The organism is Micromonospora sp. NPDC047187 (assembly GCF_040643355.1).
Taxonomy (GTDB): domain Bacteria; phylum Actinomycetota; class Actinomycetes; order Mycobacteriales; family Micromonosporaceae; genus Micromonospora; species Micromonospora salmantinae.
The window spans coordinates 229,960-252,228 of sequence record NZ_JBEYUF010000006.1 but is presented as its reverse complement, the minus strand read 5'-3'; the positions used below and the strand labels follow the sequence as shown (position 1 = coordinate 252,228).

Genomic DNA, 22,269 nt, shown 5'->3' with positions numbered 1-22,269 from the left:
CTGGCCAAGCCGGCGCCCACTGGTCAGTTGGCTCCTCGGCTACCCGAAGATCCGGGAGAGAAGGAACCAGTCAAACATGATGACGGTGATGAGCATCGAGGCGCGAAACGCCTTCGGCCAGCTCTGCAGCGCCTGGGTCAGCACCCGCGCGGTGTTCGTGGACGGGGTGCCCGAATTGTTGGCCATTGGTGTCACCTCCTCTCCTTTGCTCGAGGCCGTAATCAACGTCCACAGTGTTGCGGGCAGCGCTGACGTCGGACCTGCTCGTCGATGGTGCCCCTCTGACGTCTGACTGATCGGCTCGCTGACGTCGGTGGCCACAGGGCAGGACGCTGACCTCACGCTGACCGTCCCGGAGCGTGGCAGGCAGGAGTGGTGCTGAGCGGTGAACTGGCCGCGGCGGGTACGTACGAGGACGTAGTGGTGACGCCGCTCGCGAGCGCACGACGGTCCGGCTCGGCGCGGGCAGAATGACGACCATGCGACTCGGCGGGCAGGGGCGGCAGACGGTGAGCGATGCCGCGCTCGCCCTGGTGCTGCTCGGGTTCGGGTTGCTCGCCACCGGTCTGGCCGGGGACAACCAGCCGGGGTCGAGGCCGGTGGACGCCGCCAGTCGGGTGCTGATCGCCGTCGCCGCGCTCGCCCTGCTGGTCCGGCGGCGTGCTCCGGTCGCCGCCCTCGCCGTGGTCACCGTGGCCACCTCGACGTACCTGCTGATCGGCTACCCGTACGGGCCGATTCTGGTCACGTTCCTGGTCGCGGTCTACACCGTGGCCGTGCGGCTGCCGGTGCGACCGGCGGCGCTCGCCACCGGTGGCGCGTTCGCTCTGTTGTTGGCGCACGTCTTCTTCGGGCGGGGGCCGGCGCCGGGTTGGACGGGAGTGCTGCCCGCGTCGGCCTGGGTGGTCGTACCGTTCGCGGTGGGGGTGGTGGTGCGGGTGAGCCGTGAGGCGACCGCGCGTACCCGTGCCGAAGAGGCCCGCGGCCGAGTTGAGCAGGCGCGACGGCAGGCCGACGAGGAGCGGCTGCGCATCGCGCAGGAGGTGCACGACGTGGTGGGGCACGGGTTGGCCGCGATCAGCATGCAGGCGGAGATCGCCCTGCACCTGCTGCCGAAGCGGCCGGAACAGGCGGAGATGGCGCTGACCGCGATCAGCCGGACCAGCCGCGAGGCGCTGGACGAGCTGCGGGTCACCCTGGGCGCGGTGCGGCGGGGTGCCGAGCGCGAACCGGTACCCGGCCTGGCCCGGCTCCCCGCGCTGCGCGACCGGCTCGCCGGGGCGGGGCTCGCCGTCGAGGTGCGCGTGGTCGGCGACCCCCGGGAGGTGCCGGCCGCTGTCGACCTGGCCGCGTACCGGGTGGTGCAGGAGGCGTTGACAAACGTGCTGCGTCACGCGGGGGTGGCGAGCGCGGAGGTGACAGTGGACTACCGCGTCGACGAGGTGACCGTCGAGGTCACCGACCGGGGGGCGGGTGCCGGCCGCGCCGGGACGGCTCCGGCCGACGCCCAGGGTGGCCACGGTCTGGCCGGGATGCGCGAGCGGGTCGCGGCGCTGGGCGGGCGGTTGACCACCGGGCCGCGCGCCGGGGGCGGGTTCCGGGTGTACGCCGGGCTGCCCGTGGAGCCGACGACGTGATCCGGGTGCTGATCGCCGACGACCAGGACCTGGTCCGGCTCGGGCTGCGCGCGCTGGTGGAGAGCGAGGACGACCTGGCGTTGGCCGGCGAGGCGTCCGACGGGCTGCGGGCGGTCGAGTTGGCCCGCCGGGAACGGCCGGACGTGGTGCTGATGGACATCCGGATGCCCGGCATCGACGGCATCGAGGCGACCCGCCGTATCGTCGCCGACCCCGATCTGACCGGCACGCGGGTGGTGGTGCTCACCACCTTCGAGCTGGACGAGTACGTCTTCGACGCGCTGCGGCACGGTGCGAGCGGTTTCCTCACCAAGGACACCAGGCCGGCTGAGCTGCTGCGCGCGATCCGGCTCGTCGCCGAGGGGGAGGCGCTGCTGTCGCCGTCGGTGACCCGTCGGGTGGTGCGGGAGTTCGCCATTCGGCCGTCCCGGGTGCTTCGTCCGCATCCTCGGCTGGAGGCGCTGACCGATCGGGAGCGTCAGGTCGTCGGTCTGGTCGGTGAGGGCCTGAACAACGAGGAGATCGCCGCACAGTTGGTGGTCAGCCCGGCGACCGCGCGGACCCACGTCAGCCGGGCGATGGGCAAGCTGGGAGCCCGGGACCGGGCCCAGCTCGTCGTGTTCGCGTACCAGTCGGGGTTGGTGTCGGGGTGAGGCCCAGGCCGGGCGACAGCGGCCCTACGGTCGGGCGGTTACCCTAGCGGTGGCCGGACTCCGCAGTGCCGGCCGCGTTGTGCCCGCCGGAACACTGACAAACGGGATGTTCGCGTGTTTGACACCTTGAGTGACCGCCTGTCCGGGATCTTCACCAAGCTCCGCGGCAAGGGGCGGCTCACCGACGCCGACATCGACGCCACCGCGCGCGAGATCCGCCTCGCGCTGCTGGAGGCGGACGTCGCGCTGCCGGTGGTCAAGGGGTTCATCGCGGCCGTCAAGGAGCGGGCCCGCAGCTCCGAGGTCTCCCAGGCGCTGAACCCGGCCCAGCAGATCATCAAGATCGTCAACGAAGAGCTGATCAAGGTGCTCGGCGGCGAGGGGCGACGGCTCCAGTTCGCCAAGCAGCCGCCGACGGTGATCATGTTGGCCGGCCTGCAGGGTTCCGGTAAGACGACCCTCGCCGGCAAGCTGGCCCGCTGGCTCAAGGGGCAGGGGCACCAGCCGCTGCTCGTCGCCGCCGACCTCCAGCGCCCCAACGCCGTCGGGCAGCTCCAGGTGCTCGGTGGCCGGGCCGGCGTCGAGGTGTACGCCCCGGAGCCCGGCAACGGCACCGGTGACCCGGTGCAGGTGGCCCGCGCGTCGATCGAGCACGCGAAGCGCGCCGCACGCGACATCGTCATCGTCGACACCGCCGGCCGGCTCGGCATCGACGCCGAGATGATGCAGCAGGCCGCCGACATCCGCGACGCCGTCTCGCCGGACGAGGTCATCTTCGTCATCGACGCGATGGTCGGTCAGGACGCCGTCCGCACCGCCGAGGCGTTCCGCGACGGCGTCGGCATCACCGGTGTGGTGCTCTCCAAGCTCGACGGCGACGCCCGTGGTGGTGCCGCGCTGTCGGTCCGCGAGGTCACCGGGCAGCCGATCCTGTTCGCCAGCACCGGTGAGAAGCTGGAGGACTTCGACGTCTTCCACCCCGACCGGATGGCCAGCCGGATCCTCGGCATGGGCGACGTCCTCACTCTGATCGAGCAGGCCGAGCAGGCCTTCGACTCCGATCAGAAGGAGAAGATGACCGCCAAGCTGATGGGCGGTGAGCAGTTCACCCTGGACGACTTCCTCGACCAGCTCATCGCGGTGCGGCGGATGGGCCCGATCGCCAACGTGCTGGCCATGATGCCCGGCATGGGGCAGATGAAGGACCAGCTCGCCGACCTGGACGACAGTCACTTCGACCGGGTCACCGCGATCATCCGGTCGATGACCCCGGGCGAGCGGACCAACCCGAAGATCATCAACGGTTCCCGCCGGGCGCGCATCGCCAACGGCTCCGGGGTCACCGTGATGGACGTCAACCAGCTGCTGAACCGCTTCGCCGACGCGCAGAAGATGATGAAGCAGATGGGCGGCATGATGGGCCTGCCCGGCGGTGGCCGCCGTAAGGCGACCAAGTCGCCGAAGAACAAGCGCAAGGGCACCAAGGGCGGCGGTCGTCCGCGTACCGGCGCCGGTGCCGGGCTCCCGGGCGGTTTCCCGGGTGGCATGCCGCAGCTCCCGCCGGGAATGGACCCGAACGACCTTGCTGGCGGCCAGGGTCTGCCGCCCGGCTTCAAGCTCCCGAAGATCGACTTCAACAAGCTCGGCAAGGGTGGCGACAACCGCCCTCGCTGACCTCTGTGCTCGTCGAGGACCACCTGCTCGCCCCCGACGGGGAGTGATCGGGTAGGACTGTGCGCATGGCTCAACATGTGCGCGGCGTGCTGCTCCCCGACGACGAGGTGCGGGATCTCTGGCTGGTCGGCGACCGGGTGACCTTCACCCCGGTGCCCGGTGCGGAGACCGTCGTCGACGGCGGTTTCGTGCTGCCGGGGCTTGTCGACGCGCACTGCCACATCGGCATCGCCCGAGGTGGCGCCCCGATCACCTCGCTCGACCAGGCCCGCGCGTTGGCCCACGTCGACCGGGACGCCGGGGTGCTGGCGATCCGGGACGCCGGCTCGCCGTACCCGTACCCCGAACTCGACGACGAGCCGGGCCTGCCGCGACTGGCCCGCGCGGGCCAGCATGTCGCCCCGCCGAAGCGCTACCTGCGCGACATTGGCGTGGAGGTCGACGCGACCGAGGTGGCCGCCAATGTGGCCGCGCAGGCGCGGGCCGGCAACGGCTGGGTCAAGCTGGTCGGCGACTGGATCGACCGGGGCGTCGGTGACCTGGCGCCGGCCTGGGACGCGGACACCCTGACCGCCGCCGTGCGGGCGGCGCACGACGCCGGGGTACGCGCCGCGGTGCACACCTTCTCCGAGTCGGCCGTCGAGATCATGGTGCGCGCCGGGGTGGACTCGGTGGAGCACGGCACCGGGCTCAGCCTCGACCTGATCGACGAGATGGCCCGCCAGGGCACCGCCCTGGTCCCCACAATGATCAACATCGCCACCTTCGGGGGCATCGCCGAGCAGGCGCGGGGCAAGTTCCCCGGGTACGCCGACCACATGCTCGCGCTGCGCGACGGCTTCCCCGAGGTGGTGCGTGCCGCGTACGAGGCTGGGGTGCCCATCTACGTGGGCACCGACGCCGGTGGCGGCATCGATCACGGGCTGGCCGCCGAGGAGATGCTGCTGCTGCACGAACGGGCCGGAATGGCGCCCATCGACGTCCTCGCCGCCGCCTCCTGGGGCGCCCGCGCGTGGCTCGGCTTCACCGGCCTGGTCGAAGGCGGCCTCGCCGACCTGACCGTCTACCCCGAAGACCCCCGTAGTGACCTGCGCGTCGTCCGTGCCCCGTCCCGCACGATCCTCCGCGGCCGCGTCGTCCGCTAACCCCGAGAGCGTCGCCCCGGCCGCGCCGCACCGCGCCGCACCGCCGCGCCGGGCTGTTCCGGGCCGTGCGCGGCGTCGGCGGGTGGGCGGGTGCGCGGCGTCAGGGGGCTGGGCGGGCGGCGGCGCTGAAGAGGCGTACGGCGAGGTCGGCGAGGGCCGTGGCGGTCTGCTGGATCGGTTCACGGGGGAGCACGATGTGGCTGACCACCAGGCGGACGATGGTGTCGGCGGCGAAGGTCAGCGCGGCGTGATTCGCTCCCGGCAGGTGGTCGCCGGCCCAGTCGATCAGAGCGCCGGACGCCTCGGTGAGCACCACCTCGGCCCGGGTGGTGAGGTACGGCAGCAGTTCGTCCGAGCCGCCCCGGGCGCTGGTCAGGATCGCCTTGATCAGCGGATTCTCCGCAGCCGTGGTGAGGGTGTGCGCGATGGCCGCGTACGCGCCGGCCCGTACGTCGGTGCCGTGGGCGAGCAGAGCGGCCCGGACGGCGCCGACGAACCGGTCCACCTCGGCGCGGGCGAGCGCCTCGGCCAGCCCTGCCTTGCTGCCGAACTCGTTGTAGACGGTCTGTCGGCTCACCCCGGCGGCGTTCGCGACGGCACCCATCCGGACGCCGTCCCATCCGGTCGCGACTGTCAGCGCGCGGGCGGCGTCGACGATGCCGGCCCGTACCGGGGTGGGGCCCCTCTGCTCAATCATGGTGGTCGAAGTGTAGGGCTGGCGTGTCGGCCGGACCGGTCGACGATCGGGCTGGTCGGCTGGCGGTGTCGGGTCACCCAGCGCACCCGGTTCGCGGCCGGGTGCGCCAGATCGGGGGTTCGGGGTCGGGGGTGGGAGCCGCTCCGGCGTGCCGATCGAGGAAGGTCTTGACGGCGGACGCCAACGATGCCGCGCCCGAGCGCACCGCCCTGACGGGCGGCGCATAGGATGTGCGGTCATGGCACGCGTGCTCACTCCCCGTGCGGAGGATTTCCCCCGCTGGTACCAGGACCTGATCGCCAAGGCGAAGCTGGCCGACAACGGCCCGGTTCGCGGCACCATGGTCATCCGACCGGCCGCCTACGCGATCTGGGAGCGTATGCAGGCTGAGATGGACGTTCGGATCAAGGCGGCGGGTGCGGAGAACGCGTACTTCCCGCTGTTCATCCCCGAGAGCTACCTCAAGCGCGAGGCGCAGCACGTCGAGGGCTTCTCGCCGGAGTTGGCGGTCGTCACTCACGGTGGTGGCAAGCCCCTGGCCGAGCCGGTGGTGGTGCGCCCGACGAGCGAGACGGTCATCGGCGAGTTCATGGCCAAGTGGATCGACTCGTACCGGGACCTGCCGCTGCTGCTCAACCAGTGGGCGAACGTGGTCCGGTGGGAGCTCCGTCCGCGGATCTTCCTGCGTACCAGCGAGTTCCTCTGGCAGGAGGGGCACACCGCGCACGCCACCCGTGAGGACGCCCGGGCGTACGCGCGGCGGATCCTGCACGAGGCGTACGAGGACCTGATGGTCAACGTGATCGGCATTCCGGTCGTGGTCGGCCTGAAGACGACGCGCGAGCGCTTCGCCGGCGCGACGGCCACGTACACCTGCGAAGGCATGATGGGCGACGGCAAGGCGTTGCAGCTGGGCACCAGCCACGAGCTGGGCCAGAACTTCGCCAAGGCGTTCGACATCAGCTACTCCTCCAAGGAGGGCGGCCGGGAGCACGCCTGGACCACCTCCTGGGGCACGTCCACCCGGATGCTCGGCGGCCTGATCATGGCGCACGGCGACGACAACGGCCTGCGCGTGCCGCCGAGGCTCGCGCCGATCCAGGCGTACGTCATGATCGTGAAGGACGGCGACGGCGTCGGCGAGGCGGCGGCCAAGCTGCGCGACGGCCTGCGCGACGCCGGTGTCCGGGTCGCGCTCGACGACCGGACCGACACCCCGTTCGGCCGCCGGGCCGTCGACGCCGAGCTGCGTGGCTATCCGGTACGCGTCGAGGTCGGCCCCCGTGACCTGGCCGTGGGCAACGCGACGGTGGTGCGTCGGACCGACGGCTCCAAGACCCCGACGCCGGTGGCGGACGTGGTCACCGCGGTGCTGGCCGCCCTCGAGACCGACCAGCAGGTGCTGCACGACCAGGCGCTGGCCAACCGCGAGTCGCGCACCGTGGAGGTGGCCACCCTGGCCGAGGCGATCGAGGCCGCCGCGACCGGCTGGGCGCGGGTGCCGTGGTCGGCGGTCGGCGTGGCCGGCGAGGCGGAGGCGAACGGTCAGGGCGTCACGGTGCGCTGCCTGCTGCGCGCCGACGGCTCGGTACCGGACTCGGAGGACGAGCCGGATCTGGTCGCCATCCTCGCCCGCGCCTACTGAGGTGCGGCCGGGCAACCCCGTCGACCGGTTCGAGCCGGGTCGGCTGATCATGCATCGGAACGTGCGGCACGGCCGGATCGGGTGGGTCCGGCCGGCCCGCGTGGTCAGCGACGACGATCGAGGGTTGTTGGTCTGGATCGCCCGGGACTCGCCGGTGGCCCACGAGGTGACCGAGGCCGGGCTGGGGATGCGGGCGATGCCGTTCGCCGAGTGGATCTCGTCGACGTACCGGTTGGCGGAGGGTCGCTGGGACGGCCCGCCGCTGTTGAAGTTCCTGCCCACGGGGGCGGCGTACTCCGTCTGGTGGTTCCGGGACGCCCAGGGCCGGTTCGCCCACTGGTACGTCAACCTCGAGGAGGCCGGTGTCCGCTGGGACGACGGCCTGGCGGCCGGCGTCGACGTGGTGGACCAGGACCTGGACGTGGTGGTGTGGCCGGACCGCAGCTGGGAGTGGAAGGACGAGGGCGAGTTCGTCGAGCGGCTCGCCTTCGGCGCCGACTACTGGGTGACCGACGAGAAGGCGGTCCGCGCCGAGGGGGAGCGGGCGATCGCGCTCGCCGAGGCCGGCGAGTTCCCCTTCGATGGCACCTGGTGTGACTTCACACCCCCACCAGAGTGGGGCATACCGAACAAATTGCCGCCTGGATGGGATCGTCCACCGGTGCGCTGAGCGGTATCCCCGGTCACCGACAACGCGGTGTACGGGTCCGGTGCGGGAGATCGGCAGCGGATCTGGCAGAATAGGTCGCTGGTATCCGGCGCGCGTCCGGCGCCCTCTAACCCGGGCACGTCGCCAGTCCACCGAGTAGTCTCCGGCCCAACCCCACGGGTCCGGTCGGCGCTCACCCATGCACACCGCCCGCCTGGGCCGGTGAGATCGCAACAGGAGCGAAACAACTGTGGCCGTAAAGATCCGGCTCCTGCGGATGGGCAAGATCCGCAACCCGCAGTACCGCATCGTCATCGCCGACTCGCGCACCAAGCGCGACGGTCGGGCGATCGAGTTCGTCGGGGTTTACCAGCCCAAGGAAGACCCCTCGATCATCGAGGTCAAGTCGGAGCGGGTCCAGTACTGGCTGTCCGTCGGCGCTCAGCCGAGCGAGGCGGTGCAGCGGCTGCTGGAGCTGACCGGTGACTGGCAGAAGTACAAGGGCCTGCCGGCCCCGCCGCCGCTCCTGGTCGCCCCCGAGCGGGCCGACCGCAAGGCGGCGTACGAGGCTGAGGCGAAGGCCGCCGCCGGGCTCGCCCCGGAGACCCCGGCCAAGCCGGCCAAGAAGGCCGCCAAGGCTGCCGAGGCTCCGAAGACCGAGGCTCCGAAGACCGAGGCTCCGGCTGAGGCTCCGGCCGCCGAGGCGCCGAAGACCGAGGCTCCGGCCGAGGCCCCGGCCGCTGCCGACGCCGGTGAGCAGGCCTGACATGCCACTGCGTCCGGCGTTGGAGCACCTGGTCAAGGGCATCGTCGACCACCCGGACGACGTCCGGGTGAGGCTTGTCGATTCCCGTCGGGGCAAGCGGCTCGAAGTCCGCGTGCACCCCGAGGACCTCGGCACTGTGATCGGGCGGTCCGGCCGGACCGCCAAGGCGCTGCGCCAGGTGATCGGCTCCATCGGCGGCCGCGGGGTTCGCGTCGACATCGTCGACTCGTACTGATGCAGCTCGTCGTCGGCAGGATCGGCAAGCCGCACGGTGTCCGCGGTGAGGTCACCGTGGAAGTGCGGACCGACGAGCCCGAGGCACGGTTCGCCCCCGGCACGGTGCTGCGCACCGAGCCGGGGGCGACGCCCCCGACTGCGTCCCCGCGCAGCAGCGGTGTGCTGCGCACCGAGCCGGGGGCGACGCCCCCGACAGCCAGCGATGAGCCCGGGGTGCCGTTCCGGGTTCCCGCCGAGCTGACCATCGAGGAATCCCGCTTCCACCAGGGTCGGGTGCTGATCGCGTTCGAGGGCATCCCGGACCGCAACACCGCCGAGGCGCTACGCGGAACGCTGCTCGTGGTGGACAGCGCCGACGTGACCCCACCGGACGACCCGGAGGAGTTCCACGACCACCAGCTGGTCGGGTTGGCCGTGGTGACCCCGGCCGGCGAACGCCTGGGCGAGGTCGCCCGCATCGACCACGCGCCCTCGTCCGACCTGCTGGTGCTGCGACGCCCCGAGGGGCGTACCGCGTTGATCCCGTTCGTCCGGGCGATCGTTCCGGAGGTCGACCTGGCCGGCGGACGTGTGATCGTCGACCCGCCAGCCGGACTGCTCGACCTTTAGGACCAGCCCGCATGCGCGTCGACGTCGTGTCGATCTTTCCGGAGTACTTCGCCCCGCTGGACCTGTCGCTGATCGGACGGGCGCGGGCCAACGGCGTACTCCAACTCGCCGTGCACGACCTGCGGACCTGGACCCACGACGTGCACCGCACCGTCGACGACACCCCCTACGGTGGCGGGCCGGGAATGGTGATGCGCCCCGAGCCGTGGGGGGAGGCACTGGACGCCCTCGCGCCGCTCGACGCCCCGCCGCCACGGCTGCTGGTGCCGTCGCCGGCCGGTGCCCCCTTCACCCAGGCCATGGCGTACGAGCTCGCGGCCGAGTCGCATCTGCTCTTCGCCTGCGGCCGTTACGAGGGGATCGACCAGCGGGTCCTGGCGCACGCCGCCACCCGGATGCCGGTCACCGAGGTGTCGCTCGGTGACTACGTGCTCTTCGGCGGCGAGGTCGCGGTCCTGGTGATGCTGGAGGCGGTCACCCGGCTGCTGCCGGGGGTGCTGGGCAACGCGGGCTCGTTGGACGAGGAGTCGCACGCGCACGGGCTGCTGGAGGCGCCGATCTACACGAAGCCGCCGAGTTGGCGAGGGCACGACGTGCCGGAGGTGCTCCGCTCCGGTGACCACGGCAAGATCGCCCGCTGGCGGCGCGAGGAGGGTCTGCTGCGCACTGCCGCCCGCCGGCCGGACCTGCTGGCCGCGTTGCCCGCCGACCGGCTCGACAAACGGGACATCGCGGCCCTGGACCAGGCCGGATTTCAACCTCCACCGGGGGATGTGGCAAAGTAGGGGGGTTGCCGCATCCGTCCGCGCCCGCGGTCGGCTGCGAGGATCCCCGACCGGGGTCGGTCCGCCGATCACCACCCGGGAATCAGAATCACCCACCCGCGCACCGAGTGACGGTGCGCCGTGAGCCTTACGAGGACGCAGCGATGAACATCCTGGACGCCCTTGACGCCCAGTCGAAGCGGACCGACCTTCCCGACTTCCGGGCCGGTGACACCGTCAAGGTGCACGCCCGCGTCGTCGAGGGCAACCGGTCCCGTGTCCAGATCTTCCAGGGCGTCGTGATCCGCCGCCAGGGTGACGGTCTGCGCGAGACCTTCTCGGTCCGCAAGGTCAGCTTCGGTGTCGGCGTCGAGCGGACCTACCCGCTCAACGGCCCGGGCATCGACCGGATCGAGATCGTGACCCGCGGTGACGTGCGTCGCGCCAAGCTCTACTACCTGCGCGAGCTGCGCGGCAAGAAGGCCAAGATCAAGGAGAAGCGGGAGAAGCAGCCCAGCTGACTTCCCGCTCGCCACGCCGCCCGAGCTGCGCGTATGCCGTACCGACCAGAGCGCACTACCCTGGTCGATACGGGCGCAGCGAGGCAGCGGTCCCGCCCAGGTGGCGGGTAGTTGTCCACTACCGCCCGTGGAGCCTCGACGAGGCTCCCGGGCGGTGGTGTTTTCTGCGGACCGGGGAGTGGCGTGGTGCAGACGCTTGACGAGGACGGCACCGTCGATCCGTGGCGCCGACGGGCTCGCCGCACCCGCCGGCAGATGCCTCTCTGGCAGGAGTTGCCGCTGCTGCTGGTGGTCGCGTTCTGCCTCGCGGTGCTGATCCGTACCTTCCTGCTCCAGGCCTTCTTCATTCCGTCCGGCTCGATGGAGGACACCCTCCTCGTCGGTGACCGGGTGCTGGTCAACAAGGTCGTCTACGACGTTCGTGACCCGCTGCGCGGCGAGGTGGTGGTCTTCCGGGGCACCGACCGCTGGGCGCCGCAGGTCGACGAGCAGCCGAAGCCCGGCGTCGGCGGCCGGCTCGCCCGCACCGTCGGCGACCTGGTCGGGGTGAGCCGCCCCGGCGAGAAGGACTTCATCAAGCGGGTGATCGGTCTCCCCGGTGACCGGGTCGAGTGCTGCGACAGTCAGGGCCGGGTGACAGTCAACGGCACGCCGCTCAACGAGTCGTACGTCCTGCGGGACTCACCCCTGGACCTGCCACCCAACCCGGCGGAGTGTCGCTCCCGGCGCTTCGACGAGATCGTCGTGCCACCCGGTCAGCTCTTCGTGATGGGTGACCACCGCGAGGTCTCCCAGGACGCGCGTTGCCAGGGGCCGGTGCCGATCGACAACGTGGTCGGCCGGGCCTTCATGGTGGTCTGGCCGTCGTCGCGGTGGAGCGCGCTGTCGGTGCCGTCGACGTTCGAGGACGTCTCCGGGCCAGCCACGGCGTCCCCCGGTGCGACTCCGGCGCGACCGACTCCGCAGGGCGGTGTGCTGCTGATGCTTCCGTTGGCAGTCGCACTAGGCGGTTCCCGCGCGTTCCGGACGGTGCCGTCCAGCCGGGCAACGTAGGCTCCTTGGCGTGATTGACGAGCAGACCGACAAGCCGCGCAGCTCCTTCTGGAAGGAGCTGCCGATCCTGCTGGGTGTGGCGATCCTGGTCGCGGTGCTGGTCCGCGCCTTCGTGCTGCAGACCTTCTTCATCCCCTCCCCGTCCATGGAGAACACTCTCAAGATCGATGACCGGGTGCTGGTCAACAAGCTGGTCTACGACTTCCGGTCACCGCACCGCGGCGAGGTGATCGTGTTCAAGGCTCCGACCGCGTGGAGCGGTAACCCCGACGGTGAGGACTTCATCAAGCGGGTGATCGGCATCCCCGGCGACCACGTGGTCTGCTGCGACCCCGAGGAACGGCTGATGATCAACGGCAAGTCGCTGGACGAGCCGTACATCTTCTCCATGGACGGGATTCGTGACAAGGCCGCCGACCAGGAGTTCGACATCACCGTGCCGGAGGGCCGGCTGTGGGTGATGGGCGACCACCGGTCGGCCTCCGGCGACTCACTGGAGCACTGGCAGCAGTCCCAGCAGAACATCACCGAGGCCACCATCCCCGAGGACGACGTGGTCGGGCGGGCGTTCACAGTCTTCTGGCCGGTCAACCGGGCCACCTGGCTGACGGTGCCCGACGGGTTCGACGGCATTCCCAAACCGTAGGCCGACGGGGCGTGGGCGATCCGTCCTCGGTCTGGCAGGCTGGTGCGGTGACCGTCTACACCCCTCGACGCGCGGCCCGCGTGCTGCTCGTCGACGCGGCCGGCCGGGTCCTGCTGTTCGAGGGCTTCGACCCGGCCCGACCCGGGCACCGATACTGGTTCACCCCCGGCGGTGGGCTCGATCCGTCGGAGTCCCCGGCGGCGGGCGCGGCCCGGGAGTTGGCCGAGGAGACCGGCCTGCGGCTCGACCCGGCCCAGTTGGGCGAGCCGGTCTGGTCCGACGCGACCGAGTTCTCCTTCGACGGCATCTGGTACCGCCAGGAGCAGGATTTCTTCCTCTTCCGGGTGGACTCCTGGCGGGTGGACACCACGGGCTTCAACGACATCGAGCGACGCAGCATCGCCGACCACCGCTGGTGGGTTCCGGACGAGTTGGCGGCCAGCGGTGACCGGTTCTACCCGCCCGAACTGCCCGCCCTGCTGACCCGGCTGGGGCAGTCGACCGCCGCCGGCCAGGGCGAGGCGTCGTGCTGACCCCGCCGCGCACCGTGGTGCGCCGCGAGGCCGGCCTGTACGCCCTGGAGCGGGCGTTGCAGCGGCGTGGCTTCCGGCACGTCGCCGGCGCCGACGAGGCGGGCCGGGGGGCGTGTGCCGGTCCGCTGGTCGCCGCCGCGGCGGTGCTGCCCGAGGGGCGACGCGGCGAGATCGAGGGGCTGGCCGACTCGAAGCTGCTCACCCCGGCCAGCCGGGAACGGGTGTACGCGGAGGTCGTGGACCGGGCGCTCGCGTACGCCGTGGTGGTCATCCCGGCCGAGGAGGTCGACGCCCGGGGTCTGCACGTGTGCAACCTGGCCGCGATGCGCCGGGCGCTCGCCTCGCTCACCACCCGCCCGGAGTACGTGCTGACCGACGGGTTCGGCGTGGACGGCCTGGGTGTGCCCGGGCTGGCGGTGTGGAAGGGCGACCGGGTGGCCGCGTGTGTGGCGGCGGCCAGTGTGCTGGCCAAGGTCACCCGGGACCGGCTCATGGTGGAGTTGGACGGGGTGTTCCCGGCGTACGGCTTCGCCGAGCACAAGGGCTACATCACCCCGGAGCACTCGGCGGCGCTGCGGGAGCACGGGCCGTGCCGGGAGCACCGGTTCTCGTACGTCAATGTCGCAGCGGTCTCCGGCCGCGACGGCCGGCCGCCGCGCGCCCGACGGCCCGGCGGCCACGGCTCGGATGAGCCGATGGAGCGCTCGTGGGCGTCAGGGGGTACCGTCGGCGTGGCGTTGGGCGAGCAGCCTCGGCCTCCGACGCCGGTGGGGGAAGATGTGGCCATGGAAGGCGGAGTGCGATGAGCGCGGAAGATCTCGAGAAGTACGAGACCGAGATGGAGCTGCAGCTCTACCGGGAGTACCGCGACATTGTCCGCCAATTCTCCTACGTGGTGGAGACGGAGCGTCGGTTCTACCTGGCCAACCAGGTCGACCTGCACGTGCGTAACTCCGACGGCGAGGTCTACTTCGAGGTCGAGATGCACGACGCCTGGGTGTGGGACATGTACCGTCCCGCCCGCTTCGTGAAGAACGTCCGGGTGATGACCTTCAAGGACGTCAACGTCGAGGAGCTGGAGAAGCCCGACATCTCACTGCCCGCCGACTCCGGCTTCGGCGGCTGAGCGCACCCGAGCCGCCGGGCCGTGCCACGGGTCCCCCATCCGTGGCGTGACCCCCGCCGCCGATCACTCGGCCGGCACCACGACCTCGACCCGCTGCACCATGTTGTTGGCGAAGCCACCACGGTTCCACTGTTGCTCGACCGGCTGGGTCCGCCCGGACGCGTCGGTCGCCCGCGCGCCGAGCACGTACCGGCAGCCGGGGGTAGCCACCCACTCGTGCCGCCAGCGCCGCCAGGCGAAGTCCCCCGCGTTCGCCGGGTCCAGCTCGGCCGGCGCCCAGCTCTGCCCGCCGTCGGTGGTCACCTCCACAGCGACCACCGGGGCGTGCCCCGACCAGGCCCGACCATCCAGCGTGCACGGGCCGGGTCGCAGCACCCGACGGCGGGACATGAAGTCCGGGAAGCCGGGCGGGCGGACCAGCGCCCGCGGCTCGATGCGGGTGACCGGCACACCCGGGTCGGCGGCGTCGCGGCGTACCCGGTAGGCCACCGCGTTCTGGTACCCCTCGAACGGCTCGGTCCGCAGCTCGATCGAGTGGACCCACTTCACGTGCGCCATGCCGTACCAGCCCGGCACGATCAGCCGCAGCGGCGCACCGTGCTGCGGCAGCAGGGGAGCGCCGTTCATCTCGTACGCCAGCAGCACCTCCTCGCGCAGCGCGTCTGCGACCGGAAGCGCCCGCTGGTAGTCCTGCTCGATCCCACGTTCCACACCGTGATCGGCCCCGGTGAAGACCACGTCCACCGCGTCCGGGTCGACGCCCGCCTCCCGCAGCAGCGGAGCGAGGGGAGTGCCGGTCCACTCCGCGTTGCCGACCGCCTCGACAAGCCAGGGCTGGCTGACCGGCCGGGGGTGCAGCAGGGCCCGCCCGTTGCCGGCGCACTCCAGTGTCACCTGCCGGGTGACGCGGGGCCGTTCGCGCAGGTCGGCGAGGGTGACCGTCAACGGACGGTCCACCGCGCCGCCGATGGTCAACGTGTGCGCCGCCGGGTCGAGCTCCGGGATGTCGTAGTGGATCAGCAGGTAGTGCAGCCCGGCCGGGGTGACGTCGTAGCGCAGCGCCTCCAACGGGATGCCGTGGTTGCGGGCCGCGAGCTGCAACTCCTCGGCGCTGATCGTCTCCTCCGGCTCCGCGAGCCGGGACGGGCCGCTCACCTCGGCCACCGTGGGCCCGGTGGGGGACGACGTCCGGTCATCGAGAGTGGTCATGCGGCCTCCCCGGTACAGACGGCGGCACCCGCCGTACGCGGCCCAGCCTAGGCCCTCGGTGGCGGCCCGAAAACGGCACCGAAGGTACGGCCAGTGCTCGCGCGGCGGGCCGTGGACAGCGTCCCGCCGTCCCGGGGGCATAGCAGATCATCGAGGGCGTCGGGTGGTCGTCCACAGCACCTCCGGTTGTCCACAGCCCCGTCGGCCGGGCCGGCGGAGAACCCCACGTCGGCCGGAGGCTGCCGTCATGCGACAGCCATCCGTCCGTTCAATCCGCCGCACGGTGTTGCTCTGCGCCGCGCTCCCCCTCGCACTGACCGTCCAGCTCTGCGGGCTGGCGGTGCTGCTAGCGGCGGTGCCCGGCCAACCCCCGACCCCGACCGTGCCGGTCGCGGCCCTGGGGGAGCCGGTCGCCGACCCGACCGTGCCGGGCGCGGCCTTGGCCGTGCCGGTCGCCGACCCGCCGCCCGCCGGGCGGTTCCGCTGGCCAGTCGACGGGCCACCCCGTCCGGTGCGCCGGTTCGACAGGCCGCCGCGACCGTGGCTGCCCGGCCATCGCGGCGTCGACCTGGCCGCCCCGGCCGGAGCGGTGATCCGCAGCGCCGGGCCGGGCACAGTGCTCTTCGCCGGCCTGGTGGCCGGTCGACCGGTGGTCACCGTGGGGCACGCCGACGGGCTGCGGACCACCCACGAACCGGTCCAACCCGCCGTGCGCCCCGGTCAGCCGGTCACCGCCGGCGCGCCGCTGGGCGAACTGCTGCCCGGGCATCCGGGTTGCCCGGCCGAGGCGTGCCTGCACTGGGGCCTACGTCGGGGCGATGAGTATCTCGACCCGCTGGCCCTGCTCGGCCTCGGCCCGGTGCGCCTACTCCCGGTCGCTCCGGTCTCGGTGTCCGCTCGCGGCCGGTCCGGTCCCGACGTCCGCTCCCACGCGGCCGGTCAGCGCTGGGCGAGCAGTGCCGGCAGCCGTGCGGCCAGCCGTTCGTACTCGTCGGCGGCGTTGTAGACCTGGCCGGTGAGCCGCAGCCACCCCCGGCCGCTCCAACTCATCACCGCCACCTCGGCGGCGAGCCGCTCACCGATCCGCGCCTGCAACGCCCGCGCCGCGTCGATAGTGGTGCCCGTGCCGGCCGGCAGCGGGATGAGGCGCAACGCCACCCCCGGTCCGCCGGGGTCGGGCAGATCGGCGGGAGCCACCCCCAGGGCGTCCCCCACCACCCGCTGGCCGTACGCGGCGAGCGCCGCGTTGTGCGCCCGCACCCGGTCGACGCCGAGACTGCGCATCGTGAACAGGCCCGCCGGGGCGGCCAGCCAGGGCGTGTAGTCGAGCGTCGCCTGCCACTCGAGCCGGGCCGGGAAACCCGACTCCTGCTCCCAGGACACCACCAACGGCTCGATCCGGTCCCGCCACTGCGGTGCCACCGCCAGCAGGGCGGTCCCGCGCGGGGCGTACGCCCATTTGTGCAGGTTGCCCACCCAGAAGTCCGCGCCGATGCCGGCCACCGGGGTGGGCAGCATGCCCGGGGCGTGCGCGGCGTCCACCAGGACCGGCACGCCGTGCTCGTGGGCCACGCCGACGATGGCGGCGGTCGGAAAGAGCTTGGCGGTGGCCGAGGTGAGCTGGTCGACGACGAGCAGCCGGGTCCGCCCGGGGCGCAGGCCGGCGCGGACGCTCTGCACGATCTGCTCGTCGGTGGCGGCCAGGGGGATCGGCAGGACCCGGCTGACCGCTCCGGTGCGGCGGCACTCGCGCTGGATGGCCAGGCTCACCGCCCCGTACCCGTGGTCGGTGCTCAGCACCTCGTCGCCGGCCTGAAGGCCCACCGACTGGAGCACCACGGCGACGCCGGTGGTGGTGTTGCCCACCAGGGCGCTGCCGTCCGGGTCGGCGCCCAGGAACCCGGCGAGGTGCCGGCGGGTGTGCGCGATCCGGTCGACCAGCCCCTGGGTGAAGAAGCGCAGCGGGTTCGCCTCCATCTCGTCGCGCAGCCGCTGCTGGGCGCGCTGCACGCCGATCGGCACCGCGCCGAACGAGCCGTGGTTGAGGTGGCTGACCGCCGGGTCCAGGGAGAAGAGCAGGCGGGCGCCCGGGATCGGCTCAGGAGGATTCGGGACGCTCACTTGATGATCGTAACCGCCACGCTCGCGCCCTCCGGCCCTTGATCAGGCCCGCGGGTGCGCCTCGCGGTCCTTCATCAGGCGCGCGGGTGCGCCTGCCGGTACGCGGCACGCAGCCGCTCGACCGAGACGTGGGTGTAGATCTGCGTACTCGCCAGCGACGAGTGGCCGAGCAACTCCTGCACGGCGCGCAGGTCGGCGCCTCCCTCCAGGAGGTGGGTGGCCGCGGAATGGCGCAGATCGTGCGGGCTGGTCCGGGGCAGCCCGACGGTCTCGGCGTACGCACCGACGATCTGACGTGCGGTCGTCGGGTTGAGCCGACCACCCCGGGCACCCAGCAGCAGCGCGTCGCCGGAGCGGGCGCCCACCATCACCGGGCGGCCCCGGCGCAGCCAGTCGTCCAACGCCCGCTGGGCGGGCACCCCGTACGGCACCGAGCGCTCCCGCCCGCCCTTGCCGAACACCCGGATCACCCGCCGGCCGTGGTCGACATCCCCGACGTCCAACCCACACGCCTCGCTGACCCGTACGCCGGTGGCGTAGAGCAGCTCCAGCAGCACCCGGTCCCGTAGCGGCACCGCCTCGGCCCCGTCCGTTGCACCCGACGCCGGCCCGGCCGCCGCGTCCGTCCGCTCTGCGTCGGCGCCTGCCTGGTTGGTGAGCGTGGGATCCGTGCGCGCCGGGTTGGTGGGCGGCGCCTGCCGGGACGGTGCCTCGACCAGAGCGGCGGCCTGGTCGGCGCGCAGCACGCTGGGCAGCTCCCGGTGCGCGCGAGGGCTGGCCAGTGCGGCGCCCACGTCGGCGGGGAGCAGACCGGCTCGGTGTGCCCACGCGCTGAACGCCCGCGCCGACGCGGCCCGCCGGGCCAACGACGTGCGGGCCGCACCGGTGGTGCGCTGCTTCGCCAGCCAACTGCGCAGCACCGACAGGTCCAGCTCGGCGAGGTCGACGCAGCCCATCCGGACGGCGTGGTCGAGCAGCGAGACCAGATCGGTGACGTACGCGCGGACGGTGTGCGCCGACCGGTTGCGGACCCGGGACAGGTGCTCGGCGAAGTCGTCGACAGCGTCGCGCAACGCTGGCGGGAGTGCCTGGTGCATGGCCCGGGTGCCCCGGTCCGGTCGGCTCATCGTGGCCGCGCCGACGTACCGGCCGGTTCCTCGGCCCCGGCACCCTCACTGACGGCTGACACGGCACCAGCCTACGGCCGGTCCGCCTCGGCCACCGGACACGACGGTGCCGGTGTCCACCCCCGACTACCGGCGGTTGTTCCTCTTGCTCAGGAACACGACCAGGCCGACAACGAGCACGGCGGTCACGACGAGACAGCAGACCACGCTGATGTGCCACGGCTTGATTGCACCCATGACCGGGCACGGTACCGGCAGTTTCGGATGGCCGGGCTCCCGACCGCGAGCGGCTACGGGCATCCTGGCCGGGCGGCGGTGACAAATCCGCTCAGGCGACAGGTCGACCGGGCGTCTCCGCCGCCGCACGCTTCTGCTTGGCGGGCGGGGCGAGGGCGTAGCCGTCGTCGCGACGCACCACCATGGTCAGCTCCTCCAGCAGCGACAGCTTGCGCAACGCGGTCCGTAGGTCGACGCCGGCGCGGGCGGAGAGCCGGTCCACGCCCATCGCGCCTCGGCGGGGCAGCGCCTCCAGCAGCGACCGCGTGTCGTCGTCCAGCGCGTCGGTGGCCCGCTGCGGTCCACGCGCAGGCGGGGCCAGGTCCGCGCCGATCCGACCCACCTCCTCCAGTACGTGCGCCACCCCGGTGACCAGCCGGGCCTTGTCGGGGAACTCGCGCAGGAACTCGTGGGCCCCGACGGACATCGCCGAGGTCACCGGCCCCGGCACCACCATGGCCACCCGATTGGCGTGGACGGCTCGCCGCGCGGTCTGCGTCGCGCCACTGCGCGCCGACGCCTCCACCACGACGGTGCCCCGGGTGCCTGCGGCGATCACCCGGTTGCGGATCAGGAACCGGGGCCGCAGCGGCTCGGCACCGGGCGGCCACTCGCTGACCAGCAGCCCCGTCTCGGCGATCCGGTCGAAGAGCGCGGCGTTGCCCATCGGGTACGGGCGGTCCAGCCCGCAGGCGAGCACCGCGACGGTCAGACCGCCAGCGGTGAGGGCGCCCCGGTGGGCGGCGGCGTCGATGCCGAACGCCCCACCGGACACGACCGTCCAGTCCCGCTCGGCCAACCCGTACCCGAGCTCGGTCGCGACGTGCTGCCCATAGCCGGTGGCCGCCCGCGCCCCCACCACGGCCACCGAACGATCCAGCGCCTCGCCGAGCGGCCAGCTCCCGCGTACCCAGAAGCAGAGCGGTGGGGCGGTCTCACCGTCCACCCGGCGGCTGACGTCCGGCAGTCGCAACGTGGCCAGGCTGGCGACCTGGGCCGGCCACTCCTCGTCGTCCGGCGTGACCAGCCGGGCACCCAGTCGGTCCGCCCGGTCCAGGGCCTCCGCGGCCACCGCTCGCGCGTCGCCGGCCGCCGAGCGTGCGGCGACAGTGGTGTGCAGCCAGCCGTTCGGGCTGCCGCCGTCGAGCAGCAGATCCAGGGTTTCCACCGGGCCGTGCCGTTCGACCAGGTGATGCACCGCGCGCGTGCCCGGCTCCGCCAACCAGGTCAGGGCGACCCGGGCCAGCCTTCGTTCCTCCTCGGCGCTCATGTCGCCTCCCCCGTCCGTAGTTGAAGCGCTTCCCGGACGTCGTCCTGGTCAGGTCGGTCGCGACCGTCCAGATCAGCGATGGTCCAGGCCATCCGGATCACCCGGTCGAAGCCGCGCGCCGACAGCGAGCCGGAGTCGAGCCGGCCCCGCAACTCCACTGTGACCCCGGCCGGCAGTCGCCACGGCGGTCGGCGCAGGTGCGGCCCTTCCACCTCGGCGTTGAGCCGTCGGCCGAGGCCGGCCCAGCGGGCGGCCGCCGCCTGCCGGGCCGCCGCCACCCGGGCGGCGACCGTTGCCGAGGTCTCGACATCGCCGTCGGTCGCCATCAGCTCGGCCGCCCGCACCGGCATCAGCCGCACCTGGACGTCGATCCGGTCGAGCAGCGGCCCGGAGAGCCTTCCCAGGTAGCGGCGGCGAACCAGCGGCGAACACTCGCAGTGCGCGTCGCCGGCCGGTTTCGCGCACGGACACGGATTGGCCGCCAGCACCAACTGGGTGCGGGCCGGGTACACGGTGCCGCCCCCGCTGCGGCTCAGCTGGATGCGGCCGTGCTCCAGCGGCTGGCGCAGCGCCTCCAGCGCACCCTTGCTGAATTCGGGAGCCTCATCCAGGAAGAGCACCCCGCGATGCGCCAGCGACACCGCGCCGGGTCGGGCCAGCCCTGAGCCGCCCCCGACCAGCGACGGCACGGTCGCGGTGTGGTGCGGCGCCTGGAACGGCGGGCGACGCAGCAGCCGACCACCCGGCGGCAGCAGCCCGGCGACCGAGTGCAGCGCGGTGACCTCAAGCGCCGCGTCGTCGTCCAGCTCCGGCAGGATCGACGGCAGCCGTTCGGCGAGCATCGTCTTGCCGGCGCCCGGTGGGCCGAGCAGTGCCACGTGGTGCCCGCCAGCCGCGGCGACCTCCAGGGCGCGGCGACCCAGCTGCTGCCCGGCGACGTCGGCGAGATCCGGCCCACCGGCCAGCGGCTCCGGGATGTCCGCCGGTGGTTCGATCAGCGGGGTCCCGTCCCGAACGAAGGCGACGAGCCGGTGCAGGTTGTCCACGGCTCGCACCCGTACCCCGGGGATGACGGCGGCCTCGGCGGCGTTGCCGACCGGGACGATCACCCGTGCGACGCCGGCCTGGGCTGCGGCGGCGACCATCGGGAGTACGCCGCGCACCGGCCGGACCGTCCCGTCGAGCCCCAGCTCGCCGAGGACCACCACCCCCTCCAGCGGGAGCAGCGGCAACTCACCCGAGCCGCCCAGCAGCGCTGCGGCGATCGCCAGATCGAAGGCCGACCCGAACTTCGGCAGCGTGGCTGGCAGCAGGTTGAGGGTGATCCGCCGGTTGGGCCAGCGCTGGCCGGAGTTGACCACGGCGGCGCGAACCCGGTCGCGGGCCTCGTGCAGGGCGGTGTCCGGCAGGCCGGAGATCACCACCGCCGGCAGGCCGGCGGCCAGGTCGGCCTCCACTTCGACGAGGTGGCCGGTCACCCCGACCAGCCCCACGCAGAGCACCTTCGCGTAGCTCACGGCGCGTCACCGATCCTCCGGGTACGCATGTCAGAACGCGCCCTTGAGGTGGTCGACCTGCGCCGGACCGGCGTCGGGCAGCCGCACCGACAGCACGTCGAAGCGCACCTCCTCGGCGGTCGTACCGGTCTCGCTCAGCCACCGCGCGGCGAGCCCTCGCAGCCGGCGGGCCTTGGCCGGTACGACCGCCTCGGCCGGGGTGCCGAAGGCCTCACCCCGGCGGGTCTTCACCTCGCAGAAGGCGAGCACGGGCCCGTCCCACGCGATGATGTCGATCTCCCCGGCCGGGCAGCGCCAGTTTCGGGCGATCGGGCGCAGCCCCGCCTCGGTCAGGTGCCGGGCCGCACATTGCTCGCCGTACGCGCCAACCGCCTGGTTCCGCTTCGTCATGGCC

25 protein-coding genes are annotated in these 22,269 nt (G+C 72.7%); 17 read left to right on the top strand and 8 right to left on the bottom strand.

Annotation, left to right across the window (positions count from 1 at the left end; all coding sequences use genetic code 11):
* Positions 1 to 39: 39 nt before the first annotated feature.
* Complete coding sequence (locus ABZ794_RS13780) at positions 40 to 186, bottom strand: hypothetical protein (protein ID WP_357515735.1); 147 nt, start codon at positions 184 to 186, stop codon at positions 40 to 42.
* Positions 187 to 479: 293 nt separating this feature from the next.
* On the opposite strand from ABZ794_RS13780, the gene ABZ794_RS13775 reads away from it, so the two are divergent.
* From ABZ794_RS13775 to ABZ794_RS13760, 4 genes are all read left to right on the top strand, one after another.
* Positions 480 to 1,637 (top strand): sensor histidine kinase, encoded by a 1,158-nt coding sequence (locus ABZ794_RS13775; protein ID WP_357515733.1) that lies wholly within the window; start codon positions 480 to 482, stop codon positions 1,635 to 1,637.
* Entirely contained in the window at positions 1,634 to 2,290 is a 657-nt protein-coding gene (locus ABZ794_RS13770; protein WP_210784376.1) for a response regulator transcription factor, read from the top strand. The genes ABZ794_RS13775 and ABZ794_RS13770 overlap by 4 nt, the downstream gene beginning before the upstream one ends.
* Before the next feature lie 114 nt (positions 2,291 to 2,404).
* Positions 2,405 to 3,964 carry a signal recognition particle protein gene (gene ffh, locus ABZ794_RS13765; RefSeq protein WP_210784375.1) on the top strand — a complete coding sequence of 520 codons (1,560 nt, stop codon included), beginning with the start codon at positions 2,405 to 2,407 and terminating at the stop codon, positions 3,962 to 3,964.
* Between the two features lie 65 nt (positions 3,965 to 4,029).
* Positions 4,030 to 5,109, top strand: a complete 1,080-nt coding sequence (locus ABZ794_RS13760; RefSeq protein ID WP_357515731.1) for an amidohydrolase family protein — start codon at positions 4,030 to 4,032, stop codon at positions 5,107 to 5,109.
* A gap of 100 nt (positions 5,110 to 5,209) precedes the next feature.
* Here ABZ794_RS13760 and ABZ794_RS13755 read toward each other — a convergent pair whose 3' ends face one another.
* Positions 5,210 to 5,806, bottom strand: a complete 597-nt coding sequence (locus tag ABZ794_RS13755; protein WP_357515729.1) for a TetR family transcriptional regulator — start codon at positions 5,804 to 5,806, stop codon at positions 5,210 to 5,212.
* Positions 5,807 to 6,044: 238 nt separating this feature from the next.
* On the opposite strand from ABZ794_RS13755, the gene proS reads away from it, so the two are divergent.
* The 12 genes from proS to ABZ794_RS13695 all read left to right on the top strand — a co-directional run bounded on the left by proS (position 6,045) and on the right by ABZ794_RS13695 (position 14,355).
* Positions 6,045 to 7,451, top strand: a complete 1,407-nt coding sequence (proS, locus tag ABZ794_RS13750; RefSeq protein WP_238691308.1) for a proline--tRNA ligase — start codon at positions 6,045 to 6,047, stop codon at positions 7,449 to 7,451.
* A gap of 49 nt (positions 7,452 to 7,500) precedes the next feature.
* Positions 7,501 to 8,121: a DUF402 domain-containing protein gene (locus tag ABZ794_RS13745; RefSeq protein WP_357515727.1), complete on the top strand. Its 621-nt coding sequence runs from the start codon at positions 7,501 to 7,503 to the stop codon at positions 8,119 to 8,121.
* A 229-nt stretch (positions 8,122 to 8,350) separates the two neighbouring features.
* Entirely contained in the window at positions 8,351 to 8,866 is a 516-nt protein-coding gene (rpsP, locus tag ABZ794_RS13740; protein ID WP_357515725.1) for a 30S ribosomal protein S16, read from the top strand.
* Positions 8,841 to 9,101: an RNA-binding protein gene (locus ABZ794_RS13735; RefSeq protein ID WP_186718042.1), complete on the top strand. Its 261-nt coding sequence runs from the start codon at positions 8,841 to 8,843 to the stop codon at positions 9,099 to 9,101. The genes rpsP and ABZ794_RS13735 overlap by 26 nt, the downstream gene beginning before the upstream one ends.
* Entirely contained in the window at positions 9,101 to 9,712 is a 612-nt protein-coding gene (rimM, locus tag ABZ794_RS13730; protein ID WP_357515723.1) for a ribosome maturation factor RimM, read from the top strand. The genes ABZ794_RS13735 and rimM overlap by 1 nt, the downstream gene beginning before the upstream one ends.
* 11 nt (positions 9,713 to 9,723) lie before the next feature.
* Positions 9,724 to 10,497: a tRNA (guanosine(37)-N1)-methyltransferase TrmD gene (gene trmD, locus ABZ794_RS13725; RefSeq protein WP_112588424.1), complete on the top strand. Its 774-nt coding sequence runs from the start codon at positions 9,724 to 9,726 to the stop codon at positions 10,495 to 10,497.
* A 143-nt stretch (positions 10,498 to 10,640) separates the two neighbouring features.
* Positions 10,641 to 10,997 (top strand): 50S ribosomal protein L19, encoded by a 357-nt coding sequence (gene rplS, locus ABZ794_RS13720; protein ID WP_007456548.1) that lies wholly within the window; start codon positions 10,641 to 10,643, stop codon positions 10,995 to 10,997.
* Between the two features lie 183 nt (positions 10,998 to 11,180).
* Positions 11,181 to 12,050, top strand: a complete 870-nt coding sequence (gene lepB, locus ABZ794_RS13715; RefSeq protein ID WP_210784368.1) for a signal peptidase I — start codon at positions 11,181 to 11,183, stop codon at positions 12,048 to 12,050.
* Between the two features lie 10 nt (positions 12,051 to 12,060).
* Positions 12,061 to 12,696, top strand: a complete 636-nt coding sequence (lepB, locus tag ABZ794_RS13710) for a signal peptidase I (RefSeq protein ID WP_210784367.1) — start codon at positions 12,061 to 12,063, stop codon at positions 12,694 to 12,696.
* A gap of 47 nt (positions 12,697 to 12,743) precedes the next feature.
* On the top strand, positions 12,744 to 13,229 hold the full coding sequence (locus tag ABZ794_RS13705; RefSeq protein WP_357515720.1) for an NUDIX domain-containing protein: 486 nt from the start codon (positions 12,744 to 12,746) through the stop codon (positions 13,227 to 13,229).
* Complete coding sequence (locus ABZ794_RS13700; protein ID WP_210784365.1) at positions 13,223 to 14,035, top strand: ribonuclease HII; 813 nt, start codon at positions 13,223 to 13,225, stop codon at positions 14,033 to 14,035. The genes ABZ794_RS13705 and ABZ794_RS13700 overlap by 7 nt, the downstream gene beginning before the upstream one ends.
* On the top strand, positions 14,032 to 14,355 hold the full coding sequence (locus ABZ794_RS13695; protein ID WP_007075222.1) for a DUF2469 domain-containing protein: 324 nt from the start codon (positions 14,032 to 14,034) through the stop codon (positions 14,353 to 14,355). The genes ABZ794_RS13700 and ABZ794_RS13695 overlap by 4 nt, the downstream gene beginning before the upstream one ends.
* 63 nt (positions 14,356 to 14,418) lie before the next feature.
* Here the strand turns inward: ABZ794_RS13695 and ABZ794_RS13690 are convergent, their stop codons facing one another.
* Positions 14,419 to 15,564 carry a sulfite oxidase gene (locus ABZ794_RS13690; protein ID WP_210784364.1) on the bottom strand — a complete coding sequence of 382 codons (1,146 nt, stop codon included), beginning with the start codon at positions 15,562 to 15,564 and terminating at the stop codon, positions 14,419 to 14,421.
* Between the two features lie 247 nt (positions 15,565 to 15,811).
* Between ABZ794_RS13690 and ABZ794_RS13685 the strand changes: the two genes are divergently transcribed.
* Positions 15,812 to 16,570 (top strand): peptidoglycan DD-metalloendopeptidase family protein, encoded by a 759-nt coding sequence (locus ABZ794_RS13685; RefSeq protein WP_357515717.1) that lies wholly within the window; start codon positions 15,812 to 15,814, stop codon positions 16,568 to 16,570.
* Here ABZ794_RS13685 and ABZ794_RS13680 read toward each other — a convergent pair.
* The 5 genes from ABZ794_RS13680 to ABZ794_RS13660 form a co-directional block, all read right to left on the bottom strand.
* A complete protein-coding gene (locus ABZ794_RS13680) occupies positions 16,504 to 17,685 on the bottom strand; it encodes an aminotransferase class V-fold PLP-dependent enzyme (RefSeq protein WP_357515715.1) in 1,182 nt (393 codons plus the stop codon). The genes ABZ794_RS13685 and ABZ794_RS13680 overlap by 67 nt on opposite strands.
* A 74-nt stretch (positions 17,686 to 17,759) precedes the next feature.
* On the bottom strand, positions 17,760 to 18,812 hold the full coding sequence (locus tag ABZ794_RS13675; protein ID WP_357515713.1) for a tyrosine recombinase XerC: 1,053 nt from the start codon (positions 18,810 to 18,812) through the stop codon (positions 17,760 to 17,762).
* A gap of 328 nt (positions 18,813 to 19,140) precedes the next feature.
* Positions 19,141 to 20,358 carry a DNA-processing protein DprA gene (gene dprA / locus ABZ794_RS13670; protein WP_357515711.1) on the bottom strand — a complete coding sequence of 406 codons (1,218 nt, stop codon included), beginning with the start codon at positions 20,356 to 20,358 and terminating at the stop codon, positions 19,141 to 19,143.
* A complete protein-coding gene (locus ABZ794_RS13665) occupies positions 20,355 to 21,875 on the bottom strand; it encodes a YifB family Mg chelatase-like AAA ATPase (RefSeq protein ID WP_357515709.1) in 1,521 nt (506 codons plus the stop codon). Before ABZ794_RS13665 ends, dprA begins: the two co-directional genes overlap by 4 nt.
* 30 nt (positions 21,876 to 21,905) lie before the next feature.
* Positions 21,906 to 22,265, bottom strand: coding sequence for a YraN family protein (locus ABZ794_RS13660; protein WP_210784358.1), 360 nt, complete (start codon positions 22,263 to 22,265; stop codon positions 21,906 to 21,908).
* Positions 22,266 to 22,269: the final 4 nt, after the last annotated feature.

What these genes read in the sequence shown, in the direction of transcription:
- ABZ794_RS13780 (WP_357515735.1), bottom strand. Translation starts at nt 186, where the DNA reads ATGGCCAACAATTCGGGCACCCCGTCCACGAACACCGCGCGGGTGCTG.
- ABZ794_RS13775 (WP_357515733.1), top strand. Translation starts at nt 480, where the DNA reads ATGCGACTCGGCGGGCAGGGGCGGCAGACGGTGAGCGATGCCGCGCTC.
- ABZ794_RS13760 (WP_357515731.1), top strand. Translation starts at nt 4,030, where the DNA reads ATGGCTCAACATGTGCGCGGCGTGCTGCTCCCCGACGACGAGGTGCGG.
- ABZ794_RS13755 (WP_357515729.1), bottom strand. Translation starts at nt 5,806, where the DNA reads ATGATTGAGCAGAGGGGCCCCACCCCGGTACGGGCCGGCATCGTCGAC.
- proS (WP_238691308.1), top strand. Translation starts at nt 6,045, where the DNA reads ATGGCACGCGTGCTCACTCCCCGTGCGGAGGATTTCCCCCGCTGGTAC.
- ABZ794_RS13745 (WP_357515727.1), top strand. Translation starts at nt 7,501, where the DNA reads ATGCATCGGAACGTGCGGCACGGCCGGATCGGGTGGGTCCGGCCGGCC.
- rimM (WP_357515723.1), top strand. Translation starts at nt 9,101, where the DNA reads ATGCAGCTCGTCGTCGGCAGGATCGGCAAGCCGCACGGTGTCCGCGGT.
- trmD (WP_112588424.1), top strand. Translation starts at nt 9,724, where the DNA reads ATGCGCGTCGACGTCGTGTCGATCTTTCCGGAGTACTTCGCCCCGCTG.
- rplS (WP_007456548.1), top strand. Translation starts at nt 10,641, where the DNA reads ATGAACATCCTGGACGCCCTTGACGCCCAGTCGAAGCGGACCGACCTT.
- ABZ794_RS13695 (WP_007075222.1), top strand. Translation starts at nt 14,032, where the DNA reads ATGAGCGCGGAAGATCTCGAGAAGTACGAGACCGAGATGGAGCTGCAG.
- ABZ794_RS13690 (WP_210784364.1), bottom strand. Translation starts at nt 15,564, where the DNA reads ATGACCACTCTCGATGACCGGACGTCGTCCCCCACCGGGCCCACGGTG.
- ABZ794_RS13685 (WP_357515717.1), top strand. Translation starts at nt 15,812, where the DNA reads ATGCGACAGCCATCCGTCCGTTCAATCCGCCGCACGGTGTTGCTCTGC.
- ABZ794_RS13675 (WP_357515713.1), bottom strand. Translation starts at nt 18,812, where the DNA reads ATGAGCCGACCGGACCGGGGCACCCGGGCCATGCACCAGGCACTCCCG.
- dprA (WP_357515711.1), bottom strand. Translation starts at nt 20,358, where the DNA reads ATGAGCGCCGAGGAGGAACGAAGGCTGGCCCGGGTCGCCCTGACCTGG.
- ABZ794_RS13660 (WP_210784358.1), bottom strand. Translation starts at nt 22,265, where the DNA reads ATGACGAAGCGGAACCAGGCGGTTGGCGCGTACGGCGAGCAATGTGCG.